Origin of the sequence: Arthrobacter sp. Soil762 (assembly GCF_001428335.1) — a bacterium.
In the GTDB taxonomy this organism is placed as follows: Bacteria; Actinomycetota; Actinomycetes; order Actinomycetales; family Micrococcaceae; genus Arthrobacter.
Genome location: NZ_LMSG01000002.1, coordinates 1 through 12184, shown reverse-complemented (window position 1 = coordinate 12184; position 12184 = coordinate 1). Strand labels below are relative to the sequence as shown.

Genomic DNA, 12184 nt, shown 5'->3' with positions numbered 1-12184 from the left:
CGGGCGGCGTGCGGGGGGGAGTATTCTGGCTCGCCGCCGTTGGCTACCACCCGGACCGGCGCGGCTGACAAGTGACCTGGGCTCTGCGAGACTTCCGTCATGGCTGAAAACAAGACCCAGGCAACCGGCGCCTCAGTGGACGAATTCCTGGCCGCAGTCGAGGACTCTGTCAGGCACCGTGATGGCCTGCGGCTGCTGGCGCTCATGAGGGAGATCACCGGCAAAGAGCCCGAGATGTGGGGGCCGACCATCGTGGGCTTTGGGCGGTACCACTACAAATACGAAAGCGGCAGGGAAGGGGATGCGGCGGCGGTGGGCTTTTCACCCCGGAAGGCAAGCCTCTCGCTCTACGGGCTGACGTACGGGCCCGAGGCCGCGGAACTGCTGCCCCGGCTCGGGAAGCACAAGACCGGTGCGGGGTGCCTGTACGTGAACAGGCTCAAGGACGTGGACCAGGCAGTGCTGGCCGAGCTGATCACGGCAGGCTACAGGCACGTGACCACGGCCCTTCACAGCCCCTGACTGACGCGCGAGATGGCACAGCTCGCGGCACAGAAAACCCCCGCCGCCGGTGACGGCAACGGGGGTTTTTGTGCAGTTTGAGGCTGCGTAACCGGAAAGGCTACTTGCCTGCGACTACGTTGAGTTCGATCACAGCGGCAACGTCAGCGTGAAGGCGGACGTTGGCCTGGTACGAACCAACCGACTTGATGTGTGCCGGCAGTTCAACCTTGCGCTTGTCGATTTTGCCAAGGCCAGCGGCCTCAACAGCGTCGGCTACGTCGGCCTGCTTGACGGTGCCGAACAGGCGTCCGGTCTCGCCAGCCTTGACGACGAGCTTCACCGGCTTGGCGGAGAGTGCAGCGGCCTGCTTCTGAGCGTCTTCCAGGGAAGCGTGCTCGCGGGCGGCGCGGGCAGTCTTGATGGACTCAACCTGCTTCTCGCCACCCTTCGACCAGGTCAGGGCGAAGTTGCGGGGCAGCAGGTAGTTACGTGCGTAACCGTCCTTGACCTCGACAACGTCGCCAGCGGCACCGAGACCGGTTACTTCGTGGGTCAGAATGAGCTTTGCCATGTTAGTCAGTCCCTTCCTTAGCCGCGGCCAGCGCCGGAGTAGGGCAGCAGTGCAACTTCGCGGGCGTTCTTGATTGCCTGGGCGATCTTGCGCTGTTCCTGCACCGTGACGCCAGTGACGCGACGGGCGCGGATCTTTCCGCGGTCGGAGATGAACTTGCGCAGCAATGCTACGTCCTTGTAGTCGATGACAGTGATGTCAGCGGCCTTCAAGGGGTTGGACTTTGGTTTGGGCTTACGGAGTTCAGCCTTAGCCATCGTGGAGCTCCTATTCTATGGAGCCCGTGGATGTTGATCCACGGGATGGTGGTGGTCCGACGGCGGCAGCCACGTCAGGTGCCTTGCGGCACTTTCGGCGGTCCCGGCGTCGGGCCTAAATGATTGGTTTAGAAGGGAGGTTCGGAATCGGGGCCGTTGCCCCAGCCACCACCTGCATTGGAGACACCGGGCGTCGCCCAGGGATCCTCCTGTGCAGCCGGCTGGTTGCCGCCACCGAAGCTTCCACCGGAGTTGCCGCCCTGGTTTCCACCAGTGTTGCCGCCTCCGAAGCCACCGCCGCTGTTGCCGCCGCCGAAGCCGCCCTGACCACCCTGACCGCCGGAGCGCTGGGTGCGGTTGACCTTGGCATTGGCGTAACGCAGGCTCGGGCCGATTTCATCGACCTCGAGCTCGATAACGGTGCGCTTTTCGCCTTCTTTTGTTTCGTAGGAACGGCTCTTCAAACGGCCGGAAACGATCACACGCATGCCCTTGGTGAGGGACTCGGCGACGTTCTCGGCTGCTTCACGCCAAACCGCTGCGCGGAGGAACAGGGTTTCCCCGTCCTTCCACTCATTGGACTGGCGGTCAAAGGTGCGCGGGGTGGAAGCGATGGTGAAGTTCGCGACTGCCGAACCTGACGGTGTGAACCGCAATTCCGGGTCACTGGTGAGATTACCGATGACCGTAATAGTGGTTTCGCCTGCCATCTACTGCCTCCTTGTTCGATCCTGGGTGAAGAATTCGATCCTGCGGGGTAAAGAATGAAAATCGGAGCTGAAATTACTCAGCAACAACCTTCTGCTCTTCGGGGCGGGTGATCTTGGTGCGCATGATGGTCTCGTTAAGAGACAGCTGGCGATCAAGTTCCTTGGCGGTGTCCGGCTTGGCGGTGAAGTTCACCACGGCGTAGATACCTTCGGACTTCTTCTTGATTTCGTAAGCCAGTCGACGACGGCCCCAGATGTCAACCTTTTCGATGGTTCCACCATCGTTGGTGATGACGTTCAGGAACTTCTGAAGCGACGGCTCAACGGTACGCTCTTCGACCTCGGGGTCGATGATTACCATCAATTCGTAAGGACGCATATGTGAACCCACCTCCTTTGGGCTAAGCGGTTACGGCATTTCCGTAACAGGAGGTTCATTTGCGATGCCGTGCGATGCCCCGCCAACAAAACGGAGGCAGGGCGCAGCACAGACTTCAATATCTTAGTGCATTTGGACCGGATAGGCGATTCGCGCTTGACTCAAGGCTACGCGTAGCGCGCGCGTCGCCGGAAGCGTCCGGCGGGCTATGTGGATAACCCGGGAAACAGGCTCCGCGTATGAGGCAAAAGTCTCTGGTGCCCGCCGCGGAACAGGGCTATATTTGCAAGAACGGCTGGGTACCGTGCTGGACGCAATGACGCGGCCAGGAAAGCCGGTCCGCGTGTCGCGCAAGCGGCTGGATGGACCCAGGATTTTGGATAGAGCAAGCAGTTCGGTCTCCTTCTTCGATGGATGGGGACCACATGTCGTTAATTGGCAGAAGCAGGGAATTGGACCGGATACTCTCCGTAATCCGGGGTCCAAAAGATTCAGCCCTCAAGGTGGTGGGCCGGCGCGGGATGGGCAAATCCGCCCTCCTGTCCGAGATTCCCCGCCTCTCCGACTTCCGGACCGTTTTTCTCACCGCGAGCGTGTCCGAGTCCGACTGGCCGCTCTCCGGCCTTACCGCGCTCCTCACCGGCATCGACGACCCCGTCCTTAATCGTTTCGCCGATGAACTGCTGCGCGATTCCAGCGGCGCCATGAACGTCCCCACTGTCTCCACCATGCTGCTCAACGGGCTGCACCAGCGCTCGTCATCCCGGACGGTCATCGTCATCGATGATGCCGACCAGCTGGACCCCAGCAGCCAGGCCGTGATCGGCTACCTGGCACGCCGGCTGACCGGGACGGACATGGCACTGTTTATGAGCGTGCGGGAAGAGACTGCCGAAAGCCCCTTCGCCTCCCTGCCGGCCCTCCAGTTGGCGCCGCTGAGCTACAACGACACGGTCCGCATGTTGGAGTCCATTCCGGCTCGGCAGACCGCGACAGCGGCGGTCCACGCCGTTGCCGCGGCCACCCAGGGGAACCCGCTCGCCGCCGTCGAGCTTTTTGGGCTCCTGCTGGAACGCCAGGCCGAGGGAAAATACGCACTCCCCGTCCCGCTCCCCGGCAAAGGCAGCTTCGAGGCCGAGTTCGCCGCCACCGTGGGCGGGCTCTCGCCAGGTGCGAGGCAGGTTTTGGACCTCCTCTCGCTGTCCTGCCGCAGCGATATCGCCACCTTGGAACGGGCATACGACCAACTGTGGGGCGGGATCGACGAGCTGCTGGCAAATGGCATGGTCAACAGGTCCGGACCACACCTGAGGATCCAGGACCAACTGCTCCGGGGCTACGTTTATGCTGCCATGACACCGGCAACGCGGACCGCCAGCCACCGTGCCATGGCGGCCGCGGCGGAGCCCGCGGATCCCTATGCCCACCGCTGGCATCTGAGTTTTACCGCTTTGGAGCGGCAGACTCCGTTTGGCCTGCTCCGGTTTGCCGTTGACCTGATCCGAAGCGGCGAGGTGCCCTTCGCCGTCGAGTACATTGAACGGGCCCTGACGATCAACCCCTGGGAAGCGGAGACCACCGCCAGGCTCACCACGGTGGCCGAACTGCTGTTGAACAGGGGTGAGTTCGTCTACGCCAAGCGCTACCTGGACTGGGCCCAGCGGGTGACGCGGAACCCTGCCTTGGTCCTTCGACTGACGGGCCTCGCCTTCGAGATCCAGTTCATCCAGGGTGGCGCCGTGCGCTCCAGCATGGTGCTCCGGCTGGTGAAGGAATTCGGACAGCATGATCCGGCATTTGCAGCCCGCCTGCTCGTGGCCGGTGCGCTGTACTACGCGGACCGTTGGGAGCTTGAGGATGCCACCGGCCTGGTGCAGTACGCCGAGAAGTACCTGGACCATGCCTCCCCCGACTGCCTGGCGCTGGCGGAGAGCGCCCGGCGACTCATCGAGGTGATCAGCGGGAAGGCCGGACAGTTCAGCCGCAAGCCCGACGGCGGGAACGAAACGGTGGCGGCCCTTCTGGTGCAGGGCCGCGCGCTGGCCTATGCCGAACACCATGCTGCCGCCCAGGAGGCCTTTGCCCGGGTGCGGAACGTCCTGGAGGCCAATACCGTCAATTGGCGGGAAACCGCCGATTTCTTTGCTGTGGACAACGAAATCCGTGCCGGCAACGTCCGGAAAGCCGTGAAACTGATCGAGGACCTTGAACTGGCCGAACCGGAAACCAAATACCACCGTGGAATGCGGCACGTCTTCCGGGTCTGGCGGGCCAATGCGCTCGGAAACGAGGAACTCGCCCACGCCTACGCAACAGACGCACAGCACTTCTCCGGGGCGGAAAGCCACCCGGCCATCACGGCGCAACTGGCCGCGTGCCAGGGGCATTTTGCCCTCATGCGCGGAAATCTCGCCGAGTCCTTCGCGCAGCTGTCCCGGGCAGCGGAGATCGGCCAGGCCTTCAGCAACCCGGCTCTGCTGCGCTGTGAGGCCGATCTGGTGGAAGTCCTGGTCAGGCTGGGCAGGCACAGGGAAGCCGCGCAGGCACTGTGGCACTTGGAAAGCCGGGCGGTGGGCCTGCGTTCGCCCTGGCTCATGATGGCGGTTGCCCGGAGCCGGGCCATGCTGGCTGACGGCGAGCAGTCCCTCCAGATGTTCAATGATGCACTTGCCGGCCGGAGCGCCCAGGAATCCCTGCTGGAACGCGCCAGGACACTGCTCTGCTACTCCGAACGCCTCAACGCCTTCGGCCGCCTTCGGAGCGCCCGGGACGGTCTGCTTCGTGCCAAAGTGATGTTCGACGAAGCGGGTGCCCATGCCTGGGCCCAGCACGTGGACTCGCTGCTGCTCGACGAGCGGGTGGAACCAGCTGGCACGCCCGACAATCCGGCGATGCTGATGCTTGCAGACCACGAACGCGTGCTGGCTCGAATGGTGGCCCGCGGGATGCGGAACAAGGAAATCGCGGCCACCCTCTATGTGTCCGTCCGTACCGTGGAGGTGCGCCTGACTGCGATTTACAGGAAGCTCGGAGTCGAATCACGAGCCCAGCTGACGGCCCTTGCGGCCGGCAAGGAAGCCGCCCGGGCTAAGGAGCCGTTCGTCCTTCCTGCCGTCTAGGACGGGCCGGGCGGCGTGCCCCCGGATGGGGTGCGCCCCGCCGCAACGCCCCCGGGTGAGGCGCCGGCGTTGCAGGTACCCGCAGTTCCCGCATTGTTCCCGGTCAGCGCCCGCAGTACCGTCTCCGTTCCGCACCGGAACGGGACGGAACGGACTAATTTTGCAATAGGCAATGCACATCCCGGAGCTGCACGTGGGAAGGACTCGGACATGAGAACGGCCACCAGGAAGGCCGGTGCACGGTGACTGCGGAAACCGTCCTTGCCCGCATCAACGTCATGGAACCCTGGCTCGGCGACAAAGAAGCCCGAGCCGTGGCGGACGTCCTGGCCTCCGGTCTGCTCTCGCAAGGGCTCAAGGTCAGGGAGTTCGAGGCGAGGTTCAGCGCCTCTCAAGAAGTGCGCCACGCCGTCGCAACCTCCAGCAGTACCACCGCACTGCATTTGGCGCTGATAGTGGCCGGCATCGGTCCCGGCGATGACGTGGTGGTGCCATCGCTGGCCTTCATCGCCACGGCGAATGCGGTGACGTATGTCGGGGCACGGCCGGTTTTCTGCGACGTGGACCCCGCCACCGGGACTGTGACTGCGGCCACGGTCCGGGCGGCATTGACCCTGGACACGCGAGCCGTGATCGTGGTGGACCAGTCCGGCGTCCCCGTTGACCTGGACCCCGTCCGCGAACTGTGCGACCGTCACGAAATCACTGTGATCGAAGACGCCGGCTGCGCCGTTGGCTCGGAATACAAGGGCAGGCCCGTGGGTACGGGGGCCGACATTTCCGTGTGGTCGTTCCACCAGGACAATGTGCTGACCACTGGCGAGGGCGGGATGCTGACAACCCACCGGGCGGACTGGGCGGCACGGGCCCGGAGCCTCCGCGGCCACTCCCTGAACGTGCCGACGGCGGACCGTCGCGGATCCCGCATTGCCGCGCCAGAGGTGTACGTCGAGGTCGGCTTCGACTACCAGATGACGGATCTGCAGGCCACCGTCGGCATCGTGCAGCTGGGCCGGCTGGGCGAGATAGTGGCTCGCCGCCGGGAGATCGCCGCGAAGTATGAGGCAGGGCTTTCCGGCCTGGCTGGTCTGCGGTTTGTGGCCGACCCACCCTACGGGACGGCCAACTTCCAGTCCTTTTGGGTCGAAGTCCTCCCGGATTTCGCCATTGACCGCGAAGGGCTCCTGGCCCGCCTGGCCGATGCCGGAATTTCGGCGCGCCGCGGCGCCATGGCGGCTCACCGGCAGCCTGCCTACCGGTGGCGCGAAACTGGCAACGCAGGGCTCCAGAACACCGAACGGCTGACGGATCGGACCCTGGTTCTCCCGATTTTCCACGGCCTGGACAACGTGGGCCTGAACCGGGTCATGAACAGCGTACGGGCGGCCGCCGGTGTACGCCGGTGAGCGAACTCGTGCTGATCGCAGCAAGCGGGCTGGCCCGGGAGGTCCTGACCATGGTCCGCGCCAGCGGGCAGTACGACGTCGTCGGGCTGCTCGACGACGACAAGGAAATGGCAGGCGTCACCGTGGACGGCGCGCCGGTGCTGGGGACCATTGACGACGCCTCCAAGTTCACGCACGCACTGGTGCTGGTATGCCTGGCCTCGGGAAAATCCCGGGAAACCGTGGTGGAACGGCTGGCGGCCCAGGGCGTGCGCGATGCCCGGTACGCCACTGCGATCGACCCCACTGTGGAGTGCCCCGAGGGTTGCCGGATCGGCCGGGGCAGCATCATGCTGCGGAATGTGACGCTGACGGCTTCGGTCACGCTTGGGGCGCATGTTGTGGCCATGCCATCCGTGACTTTCACGCACGACGACGACGTGGCGGACTTCGCGACGTTCGCGGCCGGTGTGTCGCTGGGCGGCGGAGTCCGGATCGGCCGGGCGGCCTACCTGGGACTGAATTCCAGCGTACGTGCACGGACTTCAGTGGGGTCCTACGCGACCGTTGGAAATGGGGCGGCAGTGTTGAGCAACGTACCCGACGGCGAAACATGGGTCGGCGTCCCAGCCCACCCTATCGATCAGGAATGAGGCAGGGAAAGCACTCCGGCGGCAAGGCGCACTCCATGGAGGGGGCCAGCTTCAGTGCAGCCCGCCCCGCGACTGGGCTAAGTTCGTCGACGCGTTCGCTCACTGGACCTCCCTCCAGGGTGTGCCTACCAGCGCTGTCCCGGCCGATGCGCGGCCCTCGATATGCGCGATCCGGCGCCCTCGCAGATAGCCAGCGGCAGTGCACGCCAGAACGGCCATCACCGCACCGGCGCGGCCCAAGCCCTGCGGGTTTGATCCCCGGCCCCAATCTCGAATCCCGGAAAAAACGGCCCGTGGCAGTACGCTGCGCACGTATCGCCGCTCAGGGCCGAGTGCCCGCTTGTGGCCAACGATCTGGCTGACCTGGGCTTTGGAGATACCTTCGGACCAGGAACGCGACAACATGTAGGGGATGGTGCCCCTGTCGGCAGGGACGTGGTGACGAACCAGAGCGGCCGGTTCGTAGACGATCCGCGATCCGGGCGCGCCCATCTTGGAGCGGATGCAGATTTCGGTCTCCTCGCACCCGAGCGGTTTCGTGCCCTGCCGGCCGAGGGAGACATTGAAGCCGCCCACTTGGCGGAGGACTTCGAGCCTTGGCTGCATCCTACGATCCAGTCGAGCTCTTCACCGAAGTAGCCCGGACGGCCCGTTTCCCACACCGGTTCCACGCGGCCGCCGACGGCCAGGACATCAGGATCGTCATAAAGGGCAAGCAGCCGCTCCAGCCAGTCCGGGGCTGCTTCGGCATCGTCGTCCAGGAAAGCCACGACGTCTGAATCTGCCAGGCCCACCCCGGTATTTCGTGCGCCTGAGAGCCCCGGGGGGCCGGAGCTCTCAACTACTGTCACGTTGTCCACGATCTCGATGAGCCGCTCATACAGAGCCTCGTTGTGGTCAATCACCACCAGGACCTCCTGGGGTGCGACAGTTTGGGCCCGGACGGACTCGATGACATCCAGTAGCAGGTCCCAACGCTTCGCGGTGTAGGTACAAATGACAATAGAGGCCGTCGGCGTCGGGTTAAGGCTAAACATGCTGGCCTCCCCGAGCCGCGGAGAGAACCGTTTGGGGATCCATAGGCGTTCGCGGGACGCTGACATTTGCGTAGGTATATTTCACCCGGCGGAGGGCTTCAGGYCTGGCGCCTGCGGTGGGCGCCTCCCACATGGTGCATTCGCGTGCCAGCGTTCCCAGTACCCGCCAGCCGTCACGGAACGTCTGCAGGTTCGACGCGCCGGAGATGCGCCGCACGCGTCGAGCGCGACCTGGAGGTCGCCGTCGGTCCCGTTCTTGAAGCCGATGGGCATGGNCTGGCGCCTGCGGTGGGCGCCTCCCACATGGTGCATTCGCGTGCCAGCGTTCCCAGTACCCGCCAGCCGTCACGGAACGTCTGCAGGTTCGACGCGCCGGAGATGCGGTCCAGCTCCAGGCTGGGGACTTCGGCAATGCGCAGACCGGCCTTTGCCGCCCGGACAATCAGCTCGGTCTCAATTTCAAARCCGTCCGATTCCAGCTGAAGGATCTCCAGGCATTCCCTCCGAAACGCAATATATCCATAGCAAAGGTCAGAGTAGTTGCTATGCAGGACCGCATTGGCCAATCCGGTCAAAGCGCGGTTGCCGGCCTTCCTCAGCCGGGTCAGGTCTTCGGATCCTCCGCCCGTGACATGGCGCGAGCCCTTGACGAAGTCGAAATCGTGCTGAAGCGGGGCAACGAACCAGCCGATCTCCTGGGGATCCATGCTGCCATCCGCGTCCAGCATGACAATGATGTCCCCTGAGGCTGCGGCAAAACCCGAACGGAGGGCCACGCCCTTACCCTTGCGCTGCTCATCGACNGGGGATCCATGCTGCCATCCGCGTCCAGCATGACAATGATGTCCCCTGAGGCTGCGGCAAAACCCGAACGGAGGGCCACGCCCTTACCCTTGCGCTGCTCATCGACRATGACAAGGTTGTCACGGATAGCGCGGGCTACTCCCACCGTRTTGTCCGTGGAACGGCCGTCCACGATGACAACCTCGTCCACATACGAGGGAATCCGGCGAAGAACCCACGGGATATTCCTSGCCTCGTTCAGGGTGGGRATGACGACACTGACTGACGCCCTCGGAGCTTCGAAGGCCAGCATCGGGAATGTTATTGGGAGCTGGGTTGAAATAGACAAATGCCTCACCACTTCATGACGCTTGCGGATTTAGTCAACTCCGCGCTCGGCTCGGAAGTCGGGCGCGGCACTAGCGCTTCATCCGGTCATGGGTCTGGTCTCTGGCCCAGCTCTCATTTATTGCCATTGACTCTGGCCGTGAAAAGAGCCTACGTGGCGCTCCATGAGCTATCACGAGTAGTCAGTACTCGCTTTTAAGGGCACTCCCGCTGCCTGTTCGTAAGTACAGGGATTTACCAACGGGTGAATTCTTTAGGTATGGGGTATTGGGAACCCAGTAATTATTAGGTACAGGGCTGTCATTGTGCGGCCTCATTGGGCGCTCCTACGCTGGGTGCCTAGGGCTTCTGCCGTCGCTTCTGTCGACGCATATGCGGAGCTCAGGCGTGACATCCAAGAACCCAGGAGATCAGCCATGAAGATAAATAGGCCCGTCAAGTGGCTAAGCCAGGCACTCGCCCTTAGCACCCTAGGCGTAAGGCGGGGAGGTGGTCGCTCGGCTGGTCTTCGTCTACGCGGGTCGCGGAATCTGCGGCTGCATGCACTGCTGACAGCGCTGCTGCTTGCGCTGGGTGGTGTTCTGGTGGTGCCGGTTGCGGCGTCGGCTGCTGCGGGTGATGTTGGGGTTGAGGGTCCGTCGCATTCGGGGACGGGGACGCCGACGGGTACGAAGCGGGCGGAGAGTGCGTTGTGGTTTAATGACGGGCTCTGGTGGGGGAACCTGTGGGATACTGCCAGCTCGGATTTTCATATCTTCCGGTTCAATGCCGCGACGAGCTCGTGGGTGAATACGGGTGTGGCGACGGAGACGCGGGCGAACACCCATCATGACGTGTTGTGGGACGGGACGACGTTGTATATGGCGAGCCATCAGTTCGTCAACGACGGTCTGCCGGCTGAGCCGAACTTCCCGACTTTGATGCGGCGTTACAGTTACAACTCGAGTACGAAGACGTACTCGCTGCTGAGTTCTACACAGATCAACAACTATAAAGTTGAGACCCTGACCATCGATAAGGACTCGACGGGTCGGGTGTGGGCCACGTGGCAGCAGGGGAACCGGATCTATCTGAACGTCACTGGCACGGATGGCAAGACCTGGGGGACGCCGTTCCCGCATCCGGCGTCGTTGAGCAACGTGTCTGTGGACGACACCTCGGCTGTGATCGCGTTCGGACCCGGCAAGATGGGTCTGATGTGGAGCCGGCAGGTCAGTGGCTCCACCGACGGCATGTACTGGAGCTACCACGTCGACGGAGCGTCGAACACCGCCTGGACCACTCCTGTGGCAGCGGTGTCGGGGCAGGGCAGCGGCGATGACCATATGAACTTGAAGTGGCTGGACTCCTCGGGTGACCGGGTTTTCGCCGCCGTCAAGACGTCGTTCACGTCGGCGCCTCAGCCGCTGATCCAGCTTCTGGCATTGAGTGGTACGACGTGGTCGGCGCACCAGATCGCGACTGTGTCGGAGTGCCCGAACCGGGTGATCGTCCTGATTGATGAGTTCTCGCAGAGACTGCGTACCTTCGCTACCTATCCGAAGCCGAGTGGCACGACGAACGCTGGTGTCTGCACTACCTCGGGGGGTGCGATCTTCGAGAAGTCCTCGCCGCTGAATAACATCAGCTTCACCACCGCGAAGACGGCTCGTATCGTGGACGCCGACCAGTATGTCCACAACGTGACGTCAACGAAGCAGAACCTCAACAGTGGGGCGCGGGGCACGGCCAACAGCGGTCTGCTGGTGCTCGCCGATGTGAACGCCACAAGCCGGTACTGGCACTCTTACGACCCCAGCGGCGGTGGTGGTGATACGACGGCTCCGACGGTGACGGGTACGTCTCCGACTGATGGGGCGACTGGTGTGGCGGTGACGGCGAATGTGACGGGGTCGTTCTCCGAGGCGATGAACGCGTCGACGGTCACGTCGAGCACGTTCACGTTGAAGGAAGGGACGACGACGGTGCCGGCCGCTGTGACGTACAGCAGCGCGGGCAACATTGCGACGTTGGACCCGACTGCTAATCTGGCGGCGGATACGACGTACACGGCGACGATCGAGAGCGGCCCCAATGGGGTAGAGGATGTTGCCGGCAACGCGCTGGCGACGGACAGGACGTGGACCTTCACCACGGCTCCCGCGGGCGGCGGTGATACTACGGCTCCGACSGTGACGGTTACGTCTCCGGTTGCTGGTGCGACTGCTGTGGCGGTGACGGCGAATGTGACGGGGACGTTCTCGGAGGCGATGAACGCGTCGACGGTCACGTCGAGCACGTTCACATTGACGCCGGGGACGACGCCGGTGCCGACCGTGACGTACAACAGCACGGACAGGGTTGCGACGTTGAACCCGGGTGCGGATCTGGCGCCGGGTACGACGTACACGGCAACGATCAGGGGCGGCTCCAGTGGGGTAGCCGCCTGCCCGGCATGT

Annotated in this window: 12 protein-coding genes and 2 pseudogenes; 6 read left to right on the top strand and 8 right to left on the bottom strand. The window is 63.7% G+C overall.

Annotated features, from left to right (window positions below; translation table 11 throughout):
* Positions 1-99: 99 nt before the first annotated feature.
* Complete coding sequence (locus ASG77_RS04615) at positions 100-522, top strand: DUF1801 domain-containing protein (RefSeq protein ID WP_056341698.1); 423 nt, start codon at positions 100-102, stop codon at positions 520-522.
* Positions 523-622: 100 nt separating this feature from the next.
* On the opposite strand, the gene rplI is transcribed toward ASG77_RS04615, so the two are convergent.
* The 4 genes from rplI to rpsF form a co-directional block, all read right to left on the bottom strand.
* Entirely contained in the window at positions 623-1075 is a 453-nt protein-coding gene (rplI, locus tag ASG77_RS04610) for a 50S ribosomal protein L9 (RefSeq protein ID WP_056341694.1), read from the bottom strand.
* 17 nt (positions 1076-1092) lie between these two features.
* Positions 1093-1332 carry a 30S ribosomal protein S18 gene (gene rpsR / locus ASG77_RS04605; RefSeq protein ID WP_003800144.1) on the bottom strand — a complete coding sequence of 80 codons (240 nt, stop codon included), beginning with the start codon at positions 1330-1332 and terminating at the stop codon, positions 1093-1095.
* A gap of 128 nt (positions 1333-1460) precedes the next feature.
* The gene (locus ASG77_RS04600; RefSeq protein WP_056341689.1) at positions 1461-2042 is read right to left on the bottom strand and encodes a single-stranded DNA-binding protein; all 582 of its coding nucleotides are present in this window, start codon (positions 2040-2042) and stop codon (positions 1461-1463) included.
* Between the two features lie 73 nt (positions 2043-2115).
* Positions 2116-2421 (bottom strand): 30S ribosomal protein S6, encoded by a 306-nt coding sequence (rpsF, locus tag ASG77_RS04595; protein WP_011693941.1) that lies wholly within the window; start codon positions 2419-2421, stop codon positions 2116-2118.
* Positions 2422-2846: 425 nt separating this feature from the next.
* On the opposite strand from rpsF, the gene ASG77_RS04590 reads away from it, so the two are divergent.
* The 3 genes from ASG77_RS04590 (at position 2847) to ASG77_RS04580 (ending at position 7578) form a co-directional block, all read left to right on the top strand.
* The gene (locus ASG77_RS04590) at positions 2847-5540 is read left to right on the top strand and encodes a LuxR family transcriptional regulator (RefSeq protein ID WP_056341687.1); all 2694 of its coding nucleotides are present in this window, start codon (positions 2847-2849) and stop codon (positions 5538-5540) included.
* Positions 5541-5782: 242 nt separating this feature from the next.
* The gene (locus ASG77_RS04585; RefSeq protein WP_235564323.1) at positions 5783-6946 is read left to right on the top strand and encodes a DegT/DnrJ/EryC1/StrS family aminotransferase; all 1164 of its coding nucleotides are present in this window, start codon (positions 5783-5785) and stop codon (positions 6944-6946) included.
* Entirely contained in the window at positions 6943-7578 is a 636-nt protein-coding gene (locus ASG77_RS04580) for a NeuD/PglB/VioB family sugar acetyltransferase (RefSeq protein ID WP_056341684.1), read from the top strand. Before ASG77_RS04585 ends, ASG77_RS04580 begins: the two co-directional genes overlap by 4 nt.
* Positions 7579-7677: 99 nt before the next feature.
* Here ASG77_RS04580 and ASG77_RS22440 read toward each other — a convergent pair whose 3' ends face one another.
* Positions 7678-8184: a glycosyltransferase family 2 protein gene (locus tag ASG77_RS22440; RefSeq protein ID WP_235564337.1), complete on the bottom strand. Its 507-nt coding sequence runs from the start codon at positions 8182-8184 to the stop codon at positions 7678-7680.
* Here ASG77_RS22440 and ASG77_RS22435 point away from each other — a divergent pair.
* Positions 8175-8357: a hypothetical protein gene (locus ASG77_RS22435; protein WP_235564336.1), complete on the top strand. Its 183-nt coding sequence runs from the start codon at positions 8175-8177 to the stop codon at positions 8355-8357. The genes ASG77_RS22440 and ASG77_RS22435 overlap by 10 nt on opposite strands.
* Here the strand turns inward: ASG77_RS22435 and ASG77_RS22430 are convergent.
* From ASG77_RS22430 to ASG77_RS21100, 3 genes and pseudogenes are all read right to left on the bottom strand, one after another.
* Positions 8283-8615: pseudogene (locus tag ASG77_RS22430) on the bottom strand (glycosyltransferase family 2 protein); the annotation flags it as partial. The gene ASG77_RS22435 and the pseudogene ASG77_RS22430 sit on opposite strands and share 75 nt — an antisense overlap.
* A gap of 276 nt (positions 8616-8891) precedes the next feature.
* Positions 8892-9418 (bottom strand): annotated as a pseudogene (locus ASG77_RS04570) (glycosyltransferase family 2 protein); the annotation flags it as partial.
* Position 9419: 1 nt separating this feature from the next.
* Positions 9420-9711: glycosyltransferase family 2 protein (locus ASG77_RS21100; RefSeq protein WP_156380180.1), on the bottom strand; the 292-nt coding region annotated here is incomplete at its 3' end.
* 724 nt (positions 9712-10435) lie between these two features.
* Here ASG77_RS21100 and ASG77_RS21095 point away from each other — a divergent pair.
* The coding region (locus tag ASG77_RS21095; protein WP_235564321.1) for an Ig-like domain-containing protein at positions 10436-12184 on the top strand (1749 nt) is incomplete at its 3' end.